This is a genomic window from Roseinatronobacter bogoriensis DSM 18756 (assembly GCF_004366635.1).
In the GTDB taxonomy this organism is placed as follows: domain Bacteria; phylum Pseudomonadota; class Alphaproteobacteria; order Rhodobacterales; family Rhodobacteraceae; genus Roseinatronobacter; species Roseinatronobacter bogoriensis.
The window spans coordinates 127,591-150,160 of sequence record NZ_SORN01000008.1 but is presented as its reverse complement, the minus strand read 5'-3'; the positions used below and the strand labels follow the sequence as shown (position 1 = coordinate 150,160).

Sequence of the window (22,570 nt, the reverse complement as noted above, 5' to 3'; positions counted from 1 at the left end):
TCAGGTGAATACGGCTTTGAGGTCTTCTTTCGATTCTGTTCCATAATGGGCAATTCTCCGAGAGTTTTGCCCTCCGGTAAACCCGGGGCGGTTCACATAGCCTGCGTCACACGATCCATGATGTCAGATTTCAGACGTGAAAGGCGTTCCAGAAGAATCCGGAATATTCCGGTTATGGGACGCTTGGTGCGCCCCTGGCCGATAAGCTTCGCCGGGTGTTGCGTCGGCAGCATGATCCTGGGCCGGGTCAAGATCCTTGCGAAATCCGGTGCAGGTTCGGCCCACTGACCCTTTGAATATCTCTGCGAATTCTGCGCGGCGCGCTTCGCCCAGGACGCCGCCACCCGGTCTTGCGAACTCTTCAGGTATTCCGCACGGTTCTCTATGGCCGTGAGGGAACATGAAGCGGCGCCGTCAACAAGGCTGCCGCGCAGACAGATCTTCTGTTTGTCAAAAGGCCCGGCGATGGTGATACTCTGCTTGGTGACCCCCGCGATATGCATGTCAAGCTTGGGTAGTTCACGCGCCAGAGCCGCCATCAAATCGGATCGATCGTCCATCTCATGTGACAGCGCGTTCAGGGTAAGCCACAAGTACATGACGGGATCTTCCTCTGGGGTCGGATACTCCCCGTTACGCAAGGTCTCTGCCGCCCGCTTCTCGATCCATCCGGCGGTTTTGAGCCGCCGCATCCGGTCCGGACCCCGGGGATCATTCCAGCCGAAGTGATGGTTGAGCATATCAGTCAGGTAATCAAAGTCGTTGACGCTTCCTCTCTGTGGAGGATGAGGGTTGAAGCTCAGAACGCGGCCATGCGCGTTGACGACCCCGCGCGCGAGGGCGAAGTTGATCTCCAGCCTGCCCGCGTGCGTGTGCGTGCCCATGACAAGCGGCAGCCTGTTCTGAGACGGCACCCCGGCAAACGATAACTCCGTGAAAGCCTCAATACATGACGCGACCGCCGCTCGGGAGGCGGCGTCCCCTGCATTGAAGCGGTCCGGACAGATATCGTCCCCGGTGAAAGTCATGGTCGCCACGCGATAGCGGTTTTGGATGCGCAGACGTTTCTGGGTCGACATGAACAGTTTCGGGTCGCCACATAACAATTCCGGAACGGGATCACGCTTCACGATTTGGGTCACGCCGTTGATCTGCTTCTCGATGTGCGGCGACATCAGGTAGCGGATCGGCTGTCCATGCCCGGTTCCGGTTTGATGCGGGGACCATCCAAGGATCATCCCGAGCGACTTTCGGAATTCAGCTTTTCCAAGACGATTTCCATATCGCGGAAGACACTCAGAAGCGTGGTCATATCCGACGCAGAAATCTGTTTATTTGCGAAAACCCGCGCGAGGTTCTGCAACGCGGTGGCGAGCCTATCAAGCGCGCCTAGATCCCGGAGTAGCAGGTCTCCGGACGGTCTGGAGCGATGACGCAACCCCGCATTTCGCAAAAATGCGGACAACGAAACACCCGCATTCGCGGCTTGTGCGGCGAAGTGCTCGTATTCTTCTGACGTGACGCGAACCTTGATGCAGCGATCCTTTAACATCGGTTCTCCTTTCAAATGTGGGCCCAGTCCGAGGGGCCTTGATGATTAGGAGAATCAATCAGGGACGTGAAAACTCAAAACAGAAAAATGACAATCACGAAAATTTTTTAGGAAACCTTTTTATTAGAGGAATCCCATGCCATTATAAATAGAAAAACTATTTCTCATATAAATCGTTTCATGACTTAAATAAAATGAAACACCGAATACATATTCCGGAAAAGCCAATTCCGGAGAGAGCGCCACTGGGCATTCCGGGCGATCGTCGTATCAGTTGGTCACCGGATGCAGGGGCGCTGTTTCTGCCAGTTGACGCGCCGTCCATTCCGGATCTGCCCGCGGCGACCAATCCTGTGCCTTCTGTCCATTCCGAGTAAACTGGGCAATTCCATCTGAGAAAGTTGTACTGCAGAATTCCGGAATACCCTATTTTGAAGATGCTACTCGTTGGTCATGACATCCACCAGATCATCCAACTGGCCCTTGATCCTTCGCCATTCCGGGATTTCCTGACCAAGCAAGTTAAAGAATTCCGGACTGTGGTCATGGTGCTTGAGGTGTGCCATTTCATGCACCAGCACGTAATCGACACAGGGACGCGGGGCTTTGATCAGGTGGGGGTTCAGGATGATCTCACCTTTCGGAGAACAGCTTCCCCATTGCCTGCTCATCTCCAACAATCGAAAAGGCGGCCGCTCTTTCACCCAGGGCAAGCTGGCACTCAACTCGCCGATCCTGCGGTCAAAGAAATCCCTTGCATGCACCCGATACCATGCCCGCACGGCTGCCCGGACAGCGTCGCGGGTGGTGTCCTTGTGAGTGACCTCCAACCGGTTGCCTTTCAGCCGAACACTGGGTGACCCTTGATCTGACTGGGTGACCTTCAACACATAACGGCGGCCCAGATACAAAACCTGCTCACCCGAGATATACTCCCGGGCGATCATGTGACGTTGCCGATCTTCGGCAGCGGCGACATGGGTCGCAATCCAGCGGGCCCGCTTAACCACGGCGGAGTGAATTGACGGCCTGTCCGCTTCGGGTGGGGCCTCGACAATCACGCGGCCATCAGGTTCCACATGAATGGCAACCCGTTTACTGCGATCAGGATCAACCTCAATCAGATAAGGGATGCGCCTGTCGCCATAGGTCAGAACACCCTGATTGCTCATGTGCCGGTCTTTGCCCGACCTGCCCGGACAATCCCGATGACAGTCGCCACAAGGGCCTGCGCCTGATCAAGGCCCCCGAGAAGGCGGTAAAACCGGGTCAGCAAGGTCTTGGATATCTCGGATTCGATATTGGCAGGGCTGAGGGAATGGGTGCGTATCGCAGCCTCGACCGCCGCATCGATTGCGAAAGCCTCGGCGACAAGGGCATCCTCGCTCAGATCAGGGCCATCTTCAGATTTGCTGATCTCCAGAACTGCCCCGAAAAACGCTTGCGCATGGCGATTGTCGCCAAAGCGATCCGGAACGCCCGGGGTCTTCCTTGCGGCGATCTGGTCTTCCAGATCCTTCAGCAGGGTGAACTGTTTATGCGGGTGGTCAAACAGCGCATCCGCTGCCGCGATGGCCTGTTTCAATAGATCCGAGAATACCTTTTGCGCATAGGGGTCATCTCCCAGATCCTGCTCGATTGTCTTGCGCATGCGGGTCTTGATCAGATCGGCCTCGGTCCGGGTTTTCTCATCGCTCCAGTTCTCAGGATCATCATCACGGGTGCCCAGATCATTCAACAAGATCACCCCTTCCGGGTCGACGATTTCCTGACCGTTGACCTGTCGGTCCACCAGTCGGCGGATCTGATCCTCGTATTTTGAGAAGTCGACCGTTTCCTGTGCATCCTGCCGAGCCTGTTGCCGGATCGCCGTGAAAAAAGTCAGGTCTTTCTTGTAGGTTCGGATCTGCTGTTCCGAGAATGCGCCATCCTCAAAAAACGCCCGCGACGACAGGGCCAGTTTCAAGCACATCCCGAATTCTGTCAGGGCCGCGTAAAAATCTTCCCGGCGTTTCTGGTTTTCGTCATGGCTCAGCCCTGCCTCATCCTCGGTCAGCTGAGGCATCAGGACGCGGCGGAACTGTTGTGTGTCGCTTCGGTTCTTCACGCCTTTGAAGATCGCCCAAAGCGCATCATGCAACCCCGGCAGGCGTTTGTATTCCATAGCGACATTGGTGACCGTGCCCACCAGATCACCCGCCTCGAACCCGCTTTCGGTCTCTGCGGCCAGATCCTGATAATCCTGGATCGACACGTCCAGCTCGGCCAGAATACCCCGGTAATCCACCAGATAGCCAAATTTCTTGGCATCATGCAGGCGGTTCACCCGGGCGATGGCTTGCAGCAGGTTATGGCTTTTCAGGTTCTTGTCGATGTAGAGAACCGCGTTGCTTGGCTCATCAAAGCCCGTCAACAACCTATCGACCACGATCAGGATTTCCGGCTCTCCGCGCGTGGCGAAATTGGCAAGGATACGTTTTTCATAACCCTCTGGGTCTGCCGCAACATTCGCGGTCCACCATTTCTGCAACTCGGGCACCCTTGTTTCGTCGGTGTCGTCATGCCCTTCGCGGGTATCGGGGGCTGAAATGACCACCGCACTGGTGACCTTCCCGGTGCGATCAAGGGCCGCCTTATACCGGATCGCGGACATCTTACTGTCGGTGGCCAGTTGCGCCTTCAGCTTGTCAGGGGCCACATTGCGAGAGAAGTGATCTGCAATATCCTCGGCGATCAGCTCGATCCGGCGTTCGGCCTTATACACCTCGCCCCGGGTGGCGTATTTACGTTTCAGGTCGGACTTCTGCGCCTCGGACAGATCGGCGGTGTGCTTCTCGAACCACGCATCCACGGCCACCTCGTCAATCGACAGCTTCGGGCGGCGTTCCTCATAGATCAGTGGCGTGACCGCCCCATCCTCGACCGCCCGGGCCATCGTATAGGCATGCAGGATCGGCCCGAATTTGTTGCGGGTCTTGTCCTCTTTCAACAGGGGGGTCCCGGTGAACGCAATGAAAGCCGCATTTGGCAGGGCCATCCGCATCCGTTCGTGGTTTTCTCCGCCTTGGCTGCGATGCCCCTCATCCACCAGAACGATCAGCTTGTCGGACGTGTTCTTGCATTCCGGCAGCTTGGTGGCCGAGGTGAATTTTTGCAGCAGGGTGAAGATGATCCGCTCTTCCCCTTGCCCGATCCGCAGGGCCAGATCGCGGCCCGATTGCGCCCGCGACCGCTCGCCATCCACCTTGGACGCAATCTCGGACCCAAACGCCCCGCCTGACAGGAATGTCCCCGACAATTGCCGTTCCAGATCAACCCTGTCGGTCACGACAATCACACGGCACCCGGCCAGATCGGGGTCGATCAGCAAGGCCCGTGACAAGATCACCATCAGGTTCGATTTGCCCGACCCCGTGGTGTGCCAGATCACGCCGCCCTCCCGCGATCCATCGGGGCGGCGGCTGCGCACCTGGTCCAGGATCGCCTTGACGCCCTGCACCTGTTGATAACGGGCGATGATCTTGCCCGCCTTGCCGTCGAAGAACACGAACCGCCGCGCCATATCCAGCAGACGGTCGGGGCGCAGCAGGCCGACCAAGGCCCTGTCCTGATCGGTGACCAAGACGGGGGCGGACATCATCCGTTCAAACCCGCGCCGCGTGGCATAGGGGCGATCCTGAAAAATCGCATCGGCGAAGCCTGCGGCCATGGGGGTGTTTTTCAGGGCAGACACCTCCGCCTCGCTCACCTCTTCCTCGCGCCAGATCGACCAGAATTTCGCGGGCGTTCCCGTGGTGGCATAGCGGGCATCATGACCCGAGATTGCCATGACCACCTGCGCAAAGGCGTAGAGTTCGGGGATGCCGTCACCCCGCTGGTTGCGGATGTTCTGGCTGATCCCCTCTTCAACCGTGGGGCGCAGGGTGGCGAGGCTGACGGGGCGTTTCGCCTCGATCACCGCAAGGGGCAGGCCATTCACGAAACAGACCAGATCGGGGCGATAGGTGCCTGTGCCGCCCGCACGGTCCACCACCATTTCCTCGGTCACGTGAAAGCGGTTGGCGCGCGCATTGACCCAGTCGATCAGCGGCACGGTGACGGAATGGCGCTGGCCGCCCGTGATCAGGTTCACCGTCACCCCATGCACCAGATGCCGCCAGATGGTTTTCGCGGCCGCCTGCAACCCCTCGGACAGGCCCGTCGCGGCAAGGGTCTGGATCACCTGCGCCACGCCCTCGGGCGGCAGGGGGTGGCGGGCACCCTTGAAGTCGAAGCGAAACGCCGCAAGGTAATCCCGCAACACAGGGGCCATGATCACCGCACGGGTTGATCCCCGCGCCGCAAGGCAGTCACGGGGCGACAGGTAATCCCACCCGAGAACCCCCAGCATATGCAGGGCCGGAACCACGGCGGCGGCATCTTCGCGGGGGTCGGGGGTGTGGGTCATGGGGTTACCTTGGCAAAAACGGGTGGGCTTTCAAAGGGGTTTGGGGTAATCTGGGGGCTGGATTGGGCTATTCCTGATCGGCAACTGGGTCTTGGGCTTTCCCTGAGGCCCTTTTGTTTTGTCACACCGCCAGCCGTTTCTGGCCCGTGAGAAGCTGTTGCATCAGGGCTTTCTTTTCGGCTTGTAGGCGGGTGATCTGGGTTTCGTGTGCAGCAACAAGTTCGTCCTGTTCATCAAGAAACTGGGCGACGTAACGCTGTTCCGAAATATCGGGCAGCTTGATTACGAGTTCCGAGAGCTTTGCCTTGTTCAAGGTCTTGCCTTTGACAGCTTGGTCAACATCCCCCAACAGGTCGGTCACTTGAAGCAAGTGAAATAGGAAACGCGGCTCAAAGCTGTCATCGCTGTTCGGCGTGATCGCGCAGATTGCCTCATTGGTGTAAAGCGGCACTGCCGCAATGCCAAGTTTTCCGATTGTCAGTTTGAAGCTCATCACGACAGTCCCAGCGGGCACGAGTTTCACGTTGCTTCGGCGGATACCTTCATCTGTGATGGTCTCTTTTGAACGGTTGAGCATTTTCGGCCCCAGATCGGCGATTGACAGCCATGTGTGGCCATCTTCACCCTGCGCCCAATAGGCTGGCTCTGCCCGCGATGGTGTGCCGCCAATCTTTATCTCGGCCACATCCCCCAACCGCACCTCTTTCCATGGCTGCCCTTCATACCCCGGGAAGCGGCGGGTGGGGGTTAGGAGGGTTTGCATGAGGGCGCGTTTTTGGGTGCGGGCGAGGTCAAGCTGTTTGCCCGCCACCTCGATCGCCCGATCCCAAACCCCCAAAACCTCGGCAATCCGCTTTTGCTCGGCAAGGGGGGGGAGGGGAACCTTCAAGACATTGAATGACCCGACATTAAAATGCTGTTGGGCAAGTCCGCCTTGATTATCCAGAACTTGTTGTTTGCCAAATTCTGAATTGATAAACATGCACAGAAATTCAGGCAGAACCTGTGTTCGATCAGCACGAGCAAAAATAATGTCAATGCAATTGCTGCCCGCATATTCCTCAGTGACCACGCAGGCCGTGCCCGGATAACCTGTCCTCACGACAAGCACATCACCGGCCTGAAGCTCGGACTTCTTGTTTTTGCGGTGGCCTTCGTCGGAAATGTAAACCCAGTTTCGATCCTCTATTGCCCCCTCTCGCACATTGGCAGAGCGAAAGGCACGGATGCCCTCGCCCTCGGGGACGTAATAGTCTTTTGGTTTTACGACGATGCCAACGCTGATACGCTCACAGATGGTGTTGGCCGCGACAACATCCCAACCCTCAGGCACCATAACCCAGCTCCCGCAGATATCCGGCCATGCGGGCCTCCAGTGCCTCCATCTCGTCCTTCAATTCCATCCGCTCGGCCCGCACGGCCATCAGGTCAATCTGATCTTCGGCCTCGAATGTATCCACATATCTTGGGATATTCAGGTTGAAATCATTGCCCTCAACATCCGCCAGCGTCGCCCGATATGCGTATTTGTCCACGCTTTCCCGCGCCCGGTAGGTGGCGGTGATCCGGTCCAGATTGGCGGGGGTCAGGGTGTTCTGGTTGGTGCCAGCCTCGAACTCTCGGCTGGCATCGATGAAGATGACGGAATCGTCGGCCTTGAATTTGCGAAACACCAGAATGGCGGCGGGAATGCCCGTGCCGAAAAACAGCTTTTCCGGCAGGCCGATCACGGCATCGAGCAGGTTTTCACGGATCAGCGCCTCGCGGATGCGCCCCTCGGCCCCGCCGCGGAACAAAACGCCATGCGGCACCACCACCGCCATGCGGCCCGTGCGGGGTTTGAGGGTTTCAACCATATGCAGGATAAAGGCATAATCGCCCTTGGTTTTGGGCGGCAGGCCCCGGCGGAACCGGCCAAAGCGGTCATTTTCCGCCGATTCCACGCCCCATTTTTCCAGGCTGAACGGCGGGTTGGCCACGACCACATCGAAATGGCGCAACAAGTCATCGCGGGTGCGCAGTTTGGGGTTGCGGATCGTGTCGCCCCATTCGACCTGGTGATTTTCCTCGGCATGCAGAAAGAGGTTCATCTTGGCCAGCGCCCAGGTGGAACCGATGGCCTCTTGCCCGAAGAGGGCATAGTGGCGGGAATTGTGCCTGTCGCGGATCAGGCGGGCGCATTTCATCAGAAGGGACGCCGAGCCGCAGGTGGGATCGCAGATGTCATCGCCCGGTTGCGGGTCGACCAGTTGGGCCATGAGGTCGGAGACTTCGGCCGGGGTGTAGAATTCGCCCGCCTTCTTGCCCGCCGTGGCGGCGAAACGCGAGATCAGGTATTCATAGGCCCCGCCGATGATGTCGAGCGTGCCCACCCGGCTGGGCCGCAGATCAAGGGCGGGTTTGGCGAAATCTTCGAGCAGAAAGCGCAGGATGTCGTTCTTCTGATCCTCGGCGCCGAGGCGGGTGGAGTTGAAGCTGATATCCTGGAAGACGTCCCGCAGTTTGGTGATGTTCGCCTCTTCAATGGCATGAAGCGCCTTGTCGATGCGTTCGCCAAGGCCGGGTTCGTGGCGGCGAGCGTAAAGGTCATCAAAGCTGGCGCCTTTGGGCAGGACAAAGGCCTCTTGCGCCATCAGAGCTGCGACCAGATCGGGGGCGTTGGGGTGATCAGTGGTGTAGCGGGTGTGGTGGTCTTTCCAGACGTCAGACAGGTATTTCAGGAAGAGCATCGTCAGGACATAATCCTTGTAGATGCTGGGATCGACCACGCCGCGAAAGGTGTCACAGGCCGACCATGCGGCTTTGTTGATATCGGCTTGGGTGATCGGGGTCATGCGGTCCTGTCCTGTCGGTTTTTCTATGGAATAGCAGAGGGATCGCCGGATCGCTACCGGGTTGAGCGGGGAAACCGGCGGGGCGGTCAGTACTGATGCGGCAAGGCCGTCAGTACTGAGCGGGTTTGGCAGGCAGTACTAGAACTGTAATTTGGCAAGTACTGTCATCCATTTTTCCCATTTTGTTTTTCACGCATGTGCAGGAATATCCGGATATACATCTGGAAGGTCTGACTATGGCAGGAAAATCAGGGAAAGCGTTGAAGGGCGATAGGCAGCGGCATTTGCGGAATGTGAAAGCATCCGATGCACGGAAGCAGGACAAAGGCCTGCTCCGCATCGCCATCTGGGTGCCATGTGATGAGGCGGATCAGTTCAAGAAGGCTGCAAAGCTGGCGGTTGACCGGCACCTGATGGGGTGGGCGAGGGTTTGTAAGGTGGAAATCCCGAAGCCTTGGCGCGACCCGAAACCGAAGGATGATCGGCGGCAGCTAGAACTGAGAATGTGACTTGATGGATCGATAGACGCGGCTCGGAGCCGATGGCCGGCCTCTATTCCAGTGCTCACTGAAGCGGCCATTCATATCCTGCGCAGCATATGTGCGCTGCAGCCTCATTACAGACGGCTATGCATGGTGCGGCATGCTTCGGGTGATCGACAGGCAGGGCGGAATTCGGACTGTGAGGTAGCAGCATTGCGCACGCAGCATATGGCTTAAGCTGCCAGTCAGCCGTCAGTGCTCGACGGGTCAATATCTAGACTTCCGATCGAAAGCCCGCGCTTCTCTGCACTCTCTTTGACCGCGACACGCATTGCCTCACTGCGTTGCAGAAGGCGGCGGAAACGGGCCTCGTCCAGCACAAGCAGGGTTGTATGGCTGATCGCTGTGATCTGGGTGCGGCGAATCTGGCGGCTCAGAAGGGCCAATTGTCCGAACATCTCTCCACGGCCCAGCTTGCTCTTCTGACCCGCGGTTTCAAGTTCGACAGCTCCCGAAGCGATGAAATATACCTCGCGGGGCACATCGCCCTTGCGCATCAGCACCTCGCCAGGCTGGACATAGCGCGCCTTGAGCGCCTTCGAGAGCCGGGTCCGGGCCGCATCGTCCATGTCGGCAAAAAGCGGGAACTGGCGCACGAGCTCGGTTTTCTGCACGGCAAGGTCCAGCGCAGGCCGATCTTCCGCAGATTTGCGTTTTCCGGCCAGTTCCTGCTTCAGTGTGGTCAGAAGCTCTCGTCCGATCAGCCCATCCTGGTAGAGGATATCATATTCACGTTCTTCCAGACGCAGCGATGTGCGCCGAATGAAGCGGCGTTCGATCTCTTCGGCATAGCCCGGATATTGCAGACGCAAACCGTCGAGCGCCGATTGGGTCTCATCTTCGCGCCGCTTGAGCAATTCGTGCAGCAGATCAGCCACGCGGCGGCCGTGGATGCGGCGGATCTTGCCGTCGATATAGCCATGCAGGTCGCGCAACGTCAGGCGCTGCTGCAACAGGATCTCGAAGCGATCTGCTGTCATGCGCGCGAGCAGGCCCGACCGACCCAGCCGGTTGTGCAGAAAGATCGCGAAACTATACCACCGCCCGCGCGCGAGGCTCAGCCGTCCGGCGGTGCGATACTCGTCGCGCCCACCCGCGCGCGTGCGCTCGATCAGGCGGTCAGCATCCGACAGCATGGCTTCAGCCAGCCGCGCCGAAATCTGCTGTTCGCGAAACGCCTCGATGATCATGTCCCGTTCGCGCCCGGCAAGCGCGACAAGGCCCAGCGTGATCCGGTCGCGGTCGTGGATTTCATCAACCCCCTCGGCCTTTTCCATCGCGCTGTCGAGCCGCTCTGCAAAGCGTTTGGCCTCGGAGCGGACAATGTCGCGGGTCAGTTCATGCCGCTTGGCTGTATTCGCGACCTCTTCACGCACATTTTCAAGCGCGACCGCGATCACCTGATTGGACAGGGCGCGGTCCAGTCGCGACAGCCGGTCAAGCCCGAGAAAGGAGATGATCCAGCGCAGGGTCGTCCCTTGCATAAGCAGCGTGAACAGGGTGAAGCCTGTGGCAAGAACCCCGATTTCACGCTGAATATCTGCGGTAACGCGCATGTTTTCGGTTACCGCCAGCGCAAGGGCCAGCGTCACGGCACCGCGCAAACCACCCCAGAGGATTGCCACACGGTAAGGACGATCCACACGCGGCGACAGTTTCATCGCGGTCAATAGCGGCAACACCCCATAAAGCATGAACAGGCGTGCGACGGTGGCCGCAACGATGACCACGCCGATCAGCGCAAGATCGCGCAACTGGACATCGCCCAGCAGGCGCGGCACCAGAAATGCCGCCAGCAGAAAGATCAGCGCGCCCGCCCAATGGGCAAGCACATCCCAGACCTCGCGCAGATAGGTCCAACTCGCGGGTGCCAGGCGACCCGGCCCAAGGTAATTGAGCGTCATCCCGGCCATGACCACAGCGATCACGCCCGAAACGCCGAGGATCTGGTCGGCCACCAGATAGGTGACATAAGGCAGCGCCACGCTGAGCGAGACCTGTGCCCGGGGGTAGCGGCTCATCAAAGCGAAGAGAGCGATGCAGACGCGCGCGAAGACCCAGCCGATGCCGATCCCGCCGAAGACAAGTATCGGAAATCCCACCAGCGCATCGCGCAAGGTGGGGTTCGGAACACCCAGCATGACAAAGGTCAGGAAGAAGCCGAACAGAGCGATGGCAGCGGCATCGTTCAGCAAACTCTCGCCCTCGACAATGCGCGTCAGGCGTTGTGGGGCTGCGATATTGCGAAATATGCTGACCACCGCCGAGGGATCGGTTGTTGCTACAATCGCGCCCAGCATCAGGCAGGCCATCAGCGGCAGCGTGGTGAAGGGCGTCAGGGCAAAGCCGATGGTCAGGGTTGCCACCACAACGGCCAGAACCGCCATGACCAGAATAGGCACCCAGTCATCGGCCATCCGGCGCAGGTTCAGCCCAAGCGAGACCTGAAACAGCAGCGTCGGCAGCAGGACCGCCAGAAACACACTGGAGCGAATGTTCAGTTCGAACATCTCGAGGGCCAGCGGAAAGCCAAGGAAGTCGCGACCGTGATCAACCAGAAATACTGCACCAAGGCCGATCAACGTGCCGATGATGGCCAGAACCACTGTGTAGGGCAGCCGTGTGCGGTCGGCCAGAGGCTCGCTCAGAGAAATGACGATGAACAGCGCAGCAACAATGCTGACGAGCGAGATGACATCCATGACGGACCCAGCGACTGCGATGGCAGCCTTGCAAAAGACAAGATCGGGAAACCCGCCCTCAAATGCTTTGTTTTACCCTTTGCGTCAATCGTCACGCGGGTGATTTCTGTCTTCCAATGCCTTGATCTGGCGCATCAATCCGACCGCTTCCTCGACATCGACCTGACAGGCGATTCCGGCACCGCGTTCGGTCTCGAAGCAACCCACACTGGAAATGCGCGCCAGAACATCCGCAGCGACGCTTTCCTCCACCAGCCAGAAGGCCAGATTGCGGTGTGATGCAACCTCAAGCCCAAGGAACTTTCGCTCTGGCTCAAGCCCTTCACCTCGCGCCGAAGTGATGACGGTGGAGCCTGTTGCCCCGGCGGCGCGTGCGGCCTTGAGCACCTCGTCAAGATGGGCGTCGGGCAGGAAGGCGAGGATCAGTTTGAACTTCATGAGTTCCCCCTTTCGGTATCGCGAGCGACGGACGCCCGGCGTCGGATGATTTCTGTCAGTATGGCAGCGGCCAACACCGAGATGCCCGAGCATATCATGGCCAGCACGATCATCCCGAACCCGTCGGCCAGCCCGCTGCGTCCGGGCAGCGTTTCGGCCACGGCCACGCCATAGGCTGCGATGATCGGAACCGTGACGACCGAGGTCGCGACCGCGCCGCTGTCGAGCGCCAGCGGCACGAGGGCCCGCGGCGCCAAGGCCGTCAGCAACACCAAAAGGGCGACCGCAGGAACCAGCACCATCGCCAGTGGCAGCCCCCAGACCAACCGCAGCCCAGCCAGCCCAAGCCCCAGCCCGAACCCAAGGGCCACTGCGATGCGCAGAACCATCGGCTGGACCGTGCCGCCGCTCAGGTCGCGCACCCGGTCTGCCGTGGCTGCCAGCGTCGGTTCGATCAGCGCGGCGGTCGCGCCGATGGCCACAGCAAAACCCGTGACCGCCAGCACCTGCGGCCAGTGCGGATCGATGACCAGCGCTGCCGCAAGGCCACGCGCCAGATCACCAGCCAGCGGCAGGAGCGCCCCGTCAAGCCCGATCCGGAACAGCGTCAACCCCACCGCCAGATGCAGCCCGCCAATCAGGACCCGGCGCATCAGCGCGAGGTCGCGCGCGAGAAACCGCGCCGAGAACAGGCCAAGGATCAGCACGATGGGGGCAAGGTCGAAGGCCGTCCGGGCCGCTTCGCGCAGGATCAGGTCCAGCATCTCAGCCCCCTGGAACCAGAAGGAAGGCGGCGGCAAGAAACAGCAGCATCGGTGTCAGACTGGCAATGACCACCATGCCAAAGCCATCGACCAGCGCATTGCGGCTGCGCAGGCTGGACGCCAGCCCGATCCCCAGCGCCAACATCAGCGGGATGTTGATGGCCGAGGTTGCGGCGGTCCCTAAGTCCAGTGCCACGGCGACGAAAGGGGCATTAGTGAGCGCTGCAATCAGGGCGATCACGCCGTAACCCGGCAGCACAAACCAGATCAGCGGCCAGCCCTTGAGGATGCGCCAGACCCCCAGCATCAGCGCAAGTCCCAGCCCGAAGGCCACACCATAGCGGATCTGCACGGTCAGCGCTGCCAGTTGTGCCTCGGTCGCCGGGAAATCGGGATCGGCGACCATGGCACTCGCCGCCTGCGCCGCAACGGCCGCTAATGCAGGCTCGGCCACTGTGCTGCCGAAGCCAAGGGCAAAGGCGAATCCCATCAGCCAGACAGGATGGCCGCGCCGCGCCATGGCATCGGCCAGCGCCTCGCCAATGGGAAAGAGGCTCATCTCCAGCCCACGCACCAGTAGCGTGAGGCCGATCAGGATCGCGATCAACCCGGCCAGCAGACCCAGTGGGTCATCCGGCCACACGCCCAGAACCAGCCCCTGAAACAGCGCAATCGTCACAAGGATCGGCGCCATGTCCCGCAGGGTCGCGAGCAGGGCCAGGGCAAGTGGGTGCAATGCATGCATGCGGTCCGGGCGCTTTCGGGTTTTCTCATTGGTGTTTCAATGCAATACTGCCCTGAAATCCGACATTTGACCAGAAGCCCAGATCCCATGCTGAAATCCATTCTCGTCTCATCTGACCTTTCAACCCGCTCGAAACCGGCTGTCCAGCGCGGAGTGCAGCTTGCGGAAGCCTCCGGTGCGGCGCTCTGTGTTCTGCATGTGGTCGAGGATGACTTGCTCGAAGACCGGATGCGCGATGAAATCCGGACTGCGGAGGATTATCTGACGAAGCAGGTCGAGGGCTTTGGCAAGCCAGCAACCTGCGATGTCGCAGTCGCTACGGGCCACGCCTTCCATGTCATTGCGGAAGAAGCCCGCGCCCGAGAGGCAGATCTGATCATCATGGGGGCGCATCGGCGGCAGTTCCTGCGCGATGTCTTCGTTGGCACGACAATCGAGCGTGTCACCCGCACGGCCGGTCGCCCGGTTCTGATGGCCAATTCGAAAACCGGCGAGCGCTGGCGCAAGGTGTTCATCGCAACGGATATGTCCGAAACCTCGGGCCATGCAGCCCGCAAGGCGCAGGCGCTTGGCCTTCTGGAAAATGCCAATGTCACCTTCATTCATGGCTTTGCACCGATCACGCGGCAGATGATGACCCATGCCGGTATCCCGGTTGAACGGGTGCATGAAGAGGCCGAGCGCGAATTCCAGTCCACGCGCCGCGAGCTTGGCCGGTTCGTGCAAGACCTCGATCTGGGCGATCTGAATTACAACGCCCGCATCATCGAGGGCGTCGGTGCCGATGCCATCGCCGGTCTGGTGGAGCAAGCGAAGCCCGACCTGCTGGTAATTGGCACACGCGGGCTTTCGGGGGTCAGGCGCCTGTTCCTCGGCAGCGTTGCGCAGGAGCTGATGGGCAGCGTCGAGATCGACGTGCTGGCGGTTCCGCCGCAGGCATGATCCGCAGCCGCACCGATACCCCGAACCCCACCGCGCGATTGCAAAGGGTGTAGCCGATGTCTCCTCTTGCGATGGTGCTGGCGCTACTGGGCGCGGCGGTGGTCTTGTTCGCGCTCAACCGCCCGCGCATGGATGTGGTGGCCGTCATCATGATGGTCGCGCTGCCGATGACCGGCGTGATCACCATGTCCGAGGCGCTTGTGGGCCTGTCGGACCCGAATATCGTCCTGATCGCGGCGCTGTTCGTGATCGGCGAAGCGTTGGTGCGCACGGGCGTCGCGCAGCGTTTGGGCGACTGGCTGACCGCACGAGCGGGCGCCAGCGAGGCGAAGCTGATCTTCCTGCTGATGGTGATCGTGGCGGGTGTGGGCTCGTTCATGTCCTCGACCGGGGTGGTGGCGATTTTCATCCCCATCGTGCTGCGCATCGCCCGCAATGCGCGCATTCCGGCGGGGCGGCTGATGATGCCGCTGTCCATGGCCGCGCTGATCAGCGGGATGATGACGCTGGTCGCCACTGCGCCCAATCTGGTGGTGCATTCCGAACTGATGCGGCAGGGGCATGAGGGGTTCAGCTTCTTCGCCTTTACCCCTTTCGGCGTGCCGATCCTTGTGCTGGCGATCCTCTACATGCTTGTCGCACGCCGCTTCCTTGCCCCCGGCCCCGCGCCCGAACTGCCCGAGCGTGCTGTGTTGACAGGTTGGGTTGCAGATTACGATCTGGCCGGTCGCGAACACCGGTTGCGGTTGCGGCCCGGCTCGACGCTTGCCGGCAAGCGGCTGGACACGCTGGATCTGCGCGCCAGTGCCGGGCTCAATATCGTCGCCATCGAACGCGGCAGCCGGTTTCGCCGCAAGCTGATCCATCCGCGCGCTGAAACTGTGCTGGAGCCGGGCGACATCCTGCTGATCGACCAGCGCAAGAATGGCGCGTCAGATTTCGATCCGGACAGTTTCGCACAGGCCCATGACCTGATCGTGCTGCCGGTTTCGGGCCAGTGGTTCACAGACACGGCGCAGGAAATCGGCATGGCGCAGATCATCGTGCCGCCGACCTCGCGCCTGATCGGCAGGACTGTTACGCAGGCAAGGTTCCGCAGCAGCTATGATCTGTCAGTGATCGGTATGAAACACGGCACGAAACCTGTGCCCGACAGCGTGCTCGACGAGCCACTGCGCGCGGGCGACACGCTGCTGACCGTCGGCCCCTGGCGCGCGATCCGCAAACTGGCAGATGAACGCCGCGATCTCATCCTGCTCGACCTGCCAGCCGAGGCTGACGAGGCCGTCCCCGCCCGCCACCGCGCGCCGCTGGCCATCGGCGTGCTGGCGCTGGTGGTGGTGCTGATGGTCTGGGGGATCGTGCCGAATGTGCAGGCAGCGCTGTTCGGCTGCCTGCTGCTGGGGCTGTTTCGCTGCATCGACATGGGCGGCGCGTATCGCTCGATCCACTGGCAAAGCCTGATCCTGATCGTCGGGATGTTGCCGTTTTCGCTGGCGCTGCAACGCACAGGCGGGGTCGAGATCGCAGCGCAGGCGCTGCTCGGCGCGCTGGACGGAGCCTCGCCGCAGTTGGTGCTGGCCGCGATCTTCGCGGCGACTGCGGCGCTCAGCCTGTTTATCTCGAACACGGCGACGGCTGTGCTGATGGCCCCGGTGGCACTGGCCGTCGCCAGCGCTCTGGACGCCTCGCCCTATCCCTTCGCGATGACGGTCGCGCTGGCGGCCTCGGCTGCCTTCATGACCCCCGTCTCGTCGCCGGTGAATACGCTGGTTGTGGGGCCGGGCAACTACCGCTTCGCAGATTTCCTGCGGATCGGCGTGCCTTTCGCCGTGATCTGCATGCTGGCGAGTATGGTGCTGGTCCCGCTGGTGCTGCCTTTCTGAACATCGCAGCGCACCCGTGCATCGCGCGCTTCAGGATCGCCGCTTACGCCATGGCTCACCACACGCGACGTCTCGCAACCCCGTTTACGGGCGGTGGCTTGAGTTCCTTTCGGCAATTTGCCGCGTGGTGCCTGAATGGCAGCTTCCGCGAATTCCACGTCGTAGGTCGAGGGGCCGCTTTGGGCCGGGCACGTCGCGCACTTCTGCCCTGACGCTCGACTTTGCAAACCCCGCTGTCTGCCAGCGGCAACCATTGAAGGCAGGTAAAGCGACTGGCTGGTTTAAGTCACTATCGCAAGTGGATGGATGCAAGATCACACTTTCAGGTTCATGGTGATCTTGCGCAAGAACGCGAGGCCATCCTCAAATTCTTTTCCGGAAATCCCCGCTGCACAGCGTTGCTCCACGGCATATACCGCATCGCGCGCTTTCGGCAGGATATCACGGGAATGATCAGTGATTGTGACCAGAACCCCGCGTGCGTCATTGGGGTCCGGCGATCTGAGGATGAATCCGTCGCGCTCGGCACGTTTCAATGTCGAGGCCATCGTGCTGGTCTCTATCTCGAGCCGTCTGGCCAGGCTTGAAGGGTATTGATGACCGCTTCTGTCGATAAGGTCGATCATTGAGAATTGTGCGAAGCTTAATCCGAATGGACGGAGTGCCTCCGTCAGTTCACGAGACACCGCTTTCGATACAGCGTTTACCGGTTCGATGATGCGCAGAACGGGCGCGCTCTCAGACATTGGGGGCCTCTCGGTTAGATTTGGATCCCTTAATCAGGGAACGGGATGATCAAGGCATACCTACACACCTCCTTAATGTCGGATCAACAGTTTTGTTGCCGCGCATGAATTTTGAGGGGGCGCGTTAACGCCATAGCGGCTGCACCGGCAGCGATTCGACAATAGCTAGCCGACTAGCTTTTTCTCGCGGAGGGCGCAAATGCCCCCTCCCGCGTCGCGAACGAGGGTTCTGCAATCGCAATACTGGCGCGCCGGTCTGAAGCCAGATGATCTTTTTTCATAGACGGCTATCTTTTTGCTTGATATCTAGCTTTTGTCACTTATATTGCATATAACTAGACGGCAAGTATTATCACCACAGCCGAACCTGTGCCGCCGCGCCGGACATATCTTGAAGCCGTGACCGGCCACTGCAATGAAGAGGATACCCATATGACGAAACCGTTCCCGAAGGCATTTTCTTTCAGTTTGATCGTAATCCGCTTCCCGCATTTTCTGTCGTCAGTTGCGGCCCTGGTGTCTGCCGAACGTGATTTGGGTGGGTATTGCGGGGGCGACCCCGCGGTTGATGTCTGGATCCGCGACGCAGAGGTCGAGTTGCAGTATGTGCTTGACGAGATTTGCGTGCTGAGTGAACTGCCGGTACGTCATGATGCGGATGCGTATCTGCTGCGGGTTGTGAAACTGTTCCGGATGATGCTGCTGTCCGACAATCCGGTGCAAGTGTCGTATTTGCGCAAGCTTGCGCGCGCATCCGGGCGGTTCCTGTTGCCGTGGGACAATCCACTGCATTTCCGTCTGAACCGGATGATTGTGACCGCTCTTGAGCAGTTCGAGGCATTGCTGCTGATTGATGATGGTGCGGAAAGCGGCGCGGATGCTGACGGGCTTGCCGCGCATGGTGGTGATGGTCCCTCTGTGAAGTCAGCCTGACACCTTCCTGAGTTTTGTTCTTCCCAATCAGGGGCGTGGGTCTTCTCATGCCCCGGGGCCTTTGCACAGATTTCAGGAGGCTCTCATGCAGAAGTCGTCAAACCTGCCGGATGCCCGGAATGGGCCATTCGTTGTCATTAGGGACAAATCCGCCCCACTTTATATCCCGCACCGATCCCGCAATGTCGCGCCTGACATGTGGTCCGATTACCCGCTCAGCATTCCGGATCACTGGCATGATCTGGCGCGTGCGAAGGGATTTCGCATTGACCGCCGTGTCCGCGACCGCGGCCATCTTGCACTGCAATGTCTGACATGTGGCGCACATACTGCTGTCAAGATCGCCGCATTGCGCACCAGCGCCGTGCGCTGCGGCGGATGTGCCGCGCAGTTACGGGATGCAAATGCGCAAGATGCCGATCTCGTATTTCTGCGCCGCGATGAGAATGACCACCATTACGGAGTCTTTCGCGCGGCGTGTGGCCACGAGGTCCGGCGGCAATTTGCGCTGATCGAGCGTGTCCGGGCTGGTGAAACCGGTATTCGCTGCGGGGCCTGCCTTGTCGCGCGCGAAGAGGCAGAGGCGCGGGCAAATGGCTGGGAACGGCTTGGTGCAGATCCAAAAGGCAATCCGAGCTACCGGCTCTACCGTCATAAATGTGGACATAAACAGCGCATCGCTCGCGCCAATATGCGCCACGGCCAGTGTGATTGTAGCCGCTGTGGCGAAAGCTGGTCCTCGAAGCCCTCGACAATCTATCTTGCCCGAATTGTCCTGCCCGAGGTCGGGTTGGAGGTGCTTAAATTCGGCTATAGTGCAAATCCGAAACTCCGGTTCAAGCATCAGCTCGGCCTGTCAAAATCTGCACGCGTTACAATGCTGCGGCTGCTGGATATGCCCACTGGCCATCTGGCTTGCAGTGAGGAGAAAGCCGCGAATGCGCGGCTGGCGCGAGACTATCCCGACAGCGTTGTCCCACATTCGCTTTATGCCGATCTGATCAATGTCTGCTCGGAGATCTACACCCTGGATCTGCTTCTCCGGATCGAGCAGGAGATGGACCATATTGCGGCGCGCATCCCGACCCGCTGATCTCCTGCCTCTTTTCAGCATCACCATGACCCACCGCGGCGGGTCACCCTTGCGTTTTTTTCAACAACGAGGAGCGCCACATGACACAGCATTTGACGTCATCAAGCCCTGACAACAGAAACCTCCCGTCTGATCCCGCCCCGTGGCAAGCCTTTGCCACGGATATTCTGCAGCATTTGTCTGGTAGCGCATATGCGGAATGGGCCTATACGGATTGGTTCGCGCACCAGAAGGCCCACGCTCAGCCCTCCGATCAGCCACAGGATTGCAAAGCCCAACTACCCAATGGCGTGGAGCTTTCGGAGCAAAAGGAAGATCCGACCCTTGACGAGATCCTCGACAGCATTGAACGCGAGGGAAGCCACCCCTTGATTGCGGAGCAGTCTTCGAATGACACACGGACGGTTCCGGATGTGCGACCACGCGCATCGGTCGTCATGTCCGTGCTGCGGCTGGCCCGGCAGTTCAGTTCTCTGCATGGCTTTCGGACACAGATGTGCAACCCCGATGCAATCACGCTGCTGTGCAGCGGTGCGGGGGAGATGAACAGCATCATCAAGAACATCCTGCGCGCGATCACGCAGCTTGAACCCGAAACTACAGGCCACGCGGCCCTGCATGTCACCACTGCCGCAGCGGTCACATTGCTCAAGGACCGCGACAATGGCGGGCCGTTTGGCAAGCTGACCCCGCAGTTTCTGACCTCGATCGAAGAGGGCCAGCCGATCGCATTGATTGCGCCTTCCCTCTCCAGCCTGTCAAAGGATCTGCGGGAGCTCGCCACCGACGTGATCGACTTGCCGCGCTTTGATCGCGACATGCTGCATGTCTTGCTGACATATATGTATCCGGATTGTGCGCCGCCAGAGGATACTGACTTTCCCGAAACCCTCAGCCCGGATGCTGTGGCCCGCCTGACAGCCGATGATCTGACCCTCGCCTGCCGCGCGCCGACACCGGCGGGCGCCTGTGCGCGGCTGCTGGAGCGTCTGTTTCCGCCGAAACCTGATGAGCCCGGTCTTGCGGAATTTCCGCTTGAAGATCACGTGCGTGCAGCCGTTGACCAGATGCTCGCGGATCTCCGGGACTGGAAAGCGGGCGTGATCCCCTGGTCAGATGTCTCGCGCGGGCTGCTCCTTGCCGGACCGCCCGGGTGTGGCAAGACCGAGATTCCGCGGCTTATGGCGCGCGAGGCGGGCATCAATGTGCGCGCGGGATCATTGAACCAGTGGCACTCCGCCGGCGGGCGGTCTGGCGAGCTGCTGCAAAAGATGCAGCAGTTCTTTGAAGAGGCGGCCGCGGCAAGCCCCTGCATTGCATTCATTGACGAGATCGACGCATTCGGAGACCGGAATCGCGCGCGCGATCACAACAGCGCATGGACGGACTATGTCGTGTCCGGATTGTTGCAATGTCTTGATGGTTTCGACGGGCGGGAGGGCGTTGTGGTCATCGCCGCGACCAATCATGTCGCGCATATTGATGCGGCTCTGCGCAGACCGGGGCGGTTTGACAGAACCGTCCGGATTGCCCAGCCCTCGCCGAAGTTGATGCCGCAGGCATTCCGCTGGCATCTTTCCAGGGATCTTGCCGATGTGGATCTGACCGGCCTTGCCGCCGCAGCCACAGGCATGACCGGGGCCGAAGTGGCCGCCACAGTGCGCGACGCAAAAGCGCGTGCGCGCCACGACCGCGTCCCGCTTGCGCACAAGCATGTGATGGCCGCTGTTCAGAACCGCCGCCCGCCGCTCGATCCCGACCTGCGCCATCTCGTGGCCATCCATGAGTGCGGTCACGCAATCGTTGCACAAGCCACCGGCTGCGCACGCACCGAGCGCCTGTTCCTGACCACGGATGGCGGTCGGGCGTCCATGACCAAACCGGCAATCAAGATGCAGCGCGATGATCTCGATCGCGAGATCGCGTGCCTGCTGGCGGGTCGCGCTGCAGAGAAACTCATCCTCGGACAGGCCAGCGGCGGCGCGGGCGGCGGTTCCGACAGTGATCTCGCACGCGCGACTGAGACTGCCGCAGCGATGGAATATGCGTGGGGCTTAGGGGACCGGGCAACACTCTGGCGCGCCCCGCCAGACGCAGCCATCGACCGCCTGTTTCTTGATCCGCACACAACCGCGCGCGTGCAGGCGCGTCTGGATGCGGCAGACGCAACCGCGACACAGATCCTGACGCGTAACCGTGCGTTGCTGGAAGAAATGGCCGATGTTCTGCTGGTGCGACAGCTCTTGTCCGGAGACGAGCTTGCAGCGCTACTCCGGCGCGTGACACGCGAGAGCGCGCGCACGGACAGCGACCAGAGTTATAGCCCGCCACAAGCGACTGGCACCCGCCAGCCACAAGACACCACCAGCCCGACGAAAGGACCCTAGCCTTCCCCACCACCCACAACTCCGCCACCTTCTCCCCCCTGACCTGTCTCATACACTTTAAATGAGATCGCGCCCGTAAGGGCGCGGGCGATCCCCCGCTGAAAGCCGGATGCGGATCGCCAGTACAAGGATCGTCCAGAGAAGAAACGGGGCAATCACGATGGACCTGCGATACATCAGTATGGACCCAGGACCATTTCGTCCCGATCCAAACTGGTCGCGTTTGTCAAGCCCCGCATGGTTGATTGTTGTGGAGAACTGCGCGGATCACGCAAATGCTTGTGGATAGCGCAAATCGCAACTCATTGATAAAATTGGAGGTTATCCACAAAGAACTGCAAATCACGGGTGTTCAGCCCGTACGCAGCGCGCAAACTCTGGTAAAGTGATGACATAACCCGCCAGGCTCAAGGCCCCCAGCCGCCGCCCGGCATCATGTCAGAAACACCGCCTGCCAGAGCCCTCTCCGGCAGGCCCGCCGAGAGGGCGGGATTGCCCATGAAAACGATACTCGATGCAAAGACAATTCCGACCGGATTACGCCGCAACGATGCGGCTT

Annotated in this window: 18 protein-coding genes; 7 read left to right on the top strand and 11 right to left on the bottom strand. The window is 60.2% G+C overall.

Annotated elements, in window-relative coordinates; all coding sequences use genetic code 11:
• Window positions 1–92: 92 nt before the first annotated feature.
• Window positions 93–1,238, bottom strand: a complete 1,146-nt coding sequence (locus EV660_RS15380) for a hypothetical protein (RefSeq protein WP_071479369.1) — start codon at window positions 1,236–1,238, stop codon at window positions 93–95.
• Window positions 1,235–1,552 carry a plasmid mobilization protein gene (locus tag EV660_RS15375; protein ID WP_071479368.1) on the bottom strand — a complete coding sequence of 106 codons (318 nt, stop codon included), beginning with the start codon at window positions 1,550–1,552 and terminating at the stop codon, window positions 1,235–1,237. Before EV660_RS15375 ends, EV660_RS15380 begins: the two co-directional genes overlap by 4 nt.
• A gap of 194 nt (window positions 1,553–1,746) precedes the next feature.
• On the opposite strand from EV660_RS15375, the gene EV660_RS15370 reads away from it, so the two are divergent.
• Window positions 1,747–1,929, top strand: coding sequence for a hypothetical protein (locus EV660_RS15370; protein WP_134014069.1), 183 nt, complete (start codon window positions 1,747–1,749; stop codon window positions 1,927–1,929).
• 63 nt (window positions 1,930–1,992) lie between these two features.
• Here EV660_RS15370 and EV660_RS15365 read toward each other — a convergent pair whose 3' ends face one another.
• The 4 genes from EV660_RS15365 to EV660_RS15350 form a co-directional block, all read right to left on the bottom strand.
• A complete protein-coding gene (locus tag EV660_RS15365; RefSeq protein ID WP_071479367.1) occupies window positions 1,993–2,724 on the bottom strand; it encodes a M48 family metallopeptidase in 732 nt (243 codons plus the stop codon).
• The gene (locus EV660_RS15360) at window positions 2,721–5,999 is read right to left on the bottom strand and encodes a type I restriction endonuclease subunit R (protein WP_071479366.1); all 3,279 of its coding nucleotides are present in this window, start codon (window positions 5,997–5,999) and stop codon (window positions 2,721–2,723) included. Before EV660_RS15360 ends, EV660_RS15365 begins: the two co-directional genes overlap by 4 nt.
• Window positions 6,000–6,120: 121 nt before the next feature.
• A complete protein-coding gene (locus EV660_RS15355) occupies window positions 6,121–7,335 on the bottom strand; it encodes a restriction endonuclease subunit S (protein ID WP_071479365.1) in 1,215 nt (404 codons plus the stop codon).
• Window positions 7,325–8,833 carry a type I restriction-modification system subunit M gene (locus EV660_RS15350; protein WP_071479364.1) on the bottom strand — a complete coding sequence of 503 codons (1,509 nt, stop codon included), beginning with the start codon at window positions 8,831–8,833 and terminating at the stop codon, window positions 7,325–7,327. Before EV660_RS15350 ends, EV660_RS15355 begins: the two co-directional genes overlap by 11 nt.
• Before the next feature lie 182 nt (window positions 8,834–9,015).
• Between EV660_RS15350 and EV660_RS15345 the strand changes: the two genes are divergently transcribed.
• Entirely contained in the window at window positions 9,016–9,342 is a 327-nt protein-coding gene (locus tag EV660_RS15345) for a hypothetical protein (RefSeq protein ID WP_071479363.1), read from the top strand.
• Window positions 9,343–9,560: 218 nt separating this feature from the next.
• Here EV660_RS15345 and EV660_RS15340 read toward each other — a convergent pair whose 3' ends face one another.
• The 4 genes from EV660_RS15340 to EV660_RS15325 form a co-directional block, all read right to left on the bottom strand.
• The gene (locus EV660_RS15340) at window positions 9,561–12,077 is read right to left on the bottom strand and encodes a cation:proton antiporter (protein ID WP_071479362.1); all 2,517 of its coding nucleotides are present in this window, start codon (window positions 12,075–12,077) and stop codon (window positions 9,561–9,563) included.
• Between the two features lie 84 nt (window positions 12,078–12,161).
• Window positions 12,162–12,515: a P-II family nitrogen regulator gene (locus EV660_RS15335; protein ID WP_071479361.1), complete on the bottom strand. Its 354-nt coding sequence runs from the start codon at window positions 12,513–12,515 to the stop codon at window positions 12,162–12,164.
• Window positions 12,512–13,279, bottom strand: a complete 768-nt coding sequence (locus tag EV660_RS15330) for a DUF1538 family protein (RefSeq protein ID WP_071479360.1) — start codon at window positions 13,277–13,279, stop codon at window positions 12,512–12,514. Before EV660_RS15330 ends, EV660_RS15335 begins: the two co-directional genes overlap by 4 nt.
• Before the next feature lies 1 nt (window position 13,280).
• Window positions 13,281–13,973 carry a DUF1538 domain-containing protein gene (locus tag EV660_RS15325; RefSeq protein ID WP_168800328.1) on the bottom strand — a complete coding sequence of 231 codons (693 nt, stop codon included), beginning with the start codon at window positions 13,971–13,973 and terminating at the stop codon, window positions 13,281–13,283.
• 138 nt (window positions 13,974–14,111) lie between these two features.
• On the opposite strand from EV660_RS15325, the gene EV660_RS15320 reads away from it, so the two are divergent.
• Together EV660_RS15320 and EV660_RS15315 are read left to right on the top strand one after the other, a co-directional pair.
• On the top strand, window positions 14,112–14,966 hold the full coding sequence (locus EV660_RS15320) for a universal stress protein (protein ID WP_168800329.1): 855 nt from the start codon (window positions 14,112–14,114) through the stop codon (window positions 14,964–14,966).
• 56 nt (window positions 14,967–15,022) lie between these two features.
• On the top strand, window positions 15,023–16,852 hold the full coding sequence (locus EV660_RS15315; RefSeq protein ID WP_071479358.1) for an SLC13 family permease: 1,830 nt from the start codon (window positions 15,023–15,025) through the stop codon (window positions 16,850–16,852).
• A gap of 314 nt (window positions 16,853–17,166) precedes the next feature.
• On the opposite strand, the gene EV660_RS15310 is transcribed toward EV660_RS15315, so the two are convergent.
• Window positions 17,167–17,598 carry a MarR family winged helix-turn-helix transcriptional regulator gene (locus tag EV660_RS15310; protein ID WP_084634621.1) on the bottom strand — a complete coding sequence of 144 codons (432 nt, stop codon included), beginning with the start codon at window positions 17,596–17,598 and terminating at the stop codon, window positions 17,167–17,169.
• Between the two features lie 432 nt (window positions 17,599–18,030).
• On the opposite strand from EV660_RS15310, the gene EV660_RS15305 reads away from it, so the two are divergent.
• The 3 genes from EV660_RS15305 to EV660_RS15295 all read left to right on the top strand — a co-directional run bounded on the left by EV660_RS15305 (window position 18,031) and on the right by EV660_RS15295 (window position 22,011).
• Window positions 18,031–18,531: a hypothetical protein gene (locus EV660_RS15305; protein ID WP_134014071.1), complete on the top strand. Its 501-nt coding sequence runs from the start codon at window positions 18,031–18,033 to the stop codon at window positions 18,529–18,531.
• An 85-nt stretch (window positions 18,532–18,616) separates the two neighbouring features.
• Window positions 18,617–19,624: a hypothetical protein gene (locus EV660_RS18705; protein ID WP_084634619.1), complete on the top strand. Its 1,008-nt coding sequence runs from the start codon at window positions 18,617–18,619 to the stop codon at window positions 19,622–19,624.
• Between the two features lie 80 nt (window positions 19,625–19,704).
• On the top strand, window positions 19,705–22,011 hold the full coding sequence (locus tag EV660_RS15295) for an AAA family ATPase (protein ID WP_071479355.1): 2,307 nt from the start codon (window positions 19,705–19,707) through the stop codon (window positions 22,009–22,011).
• Window positions 22,012–22,570 lie beyond the last annotated feature (559 nt).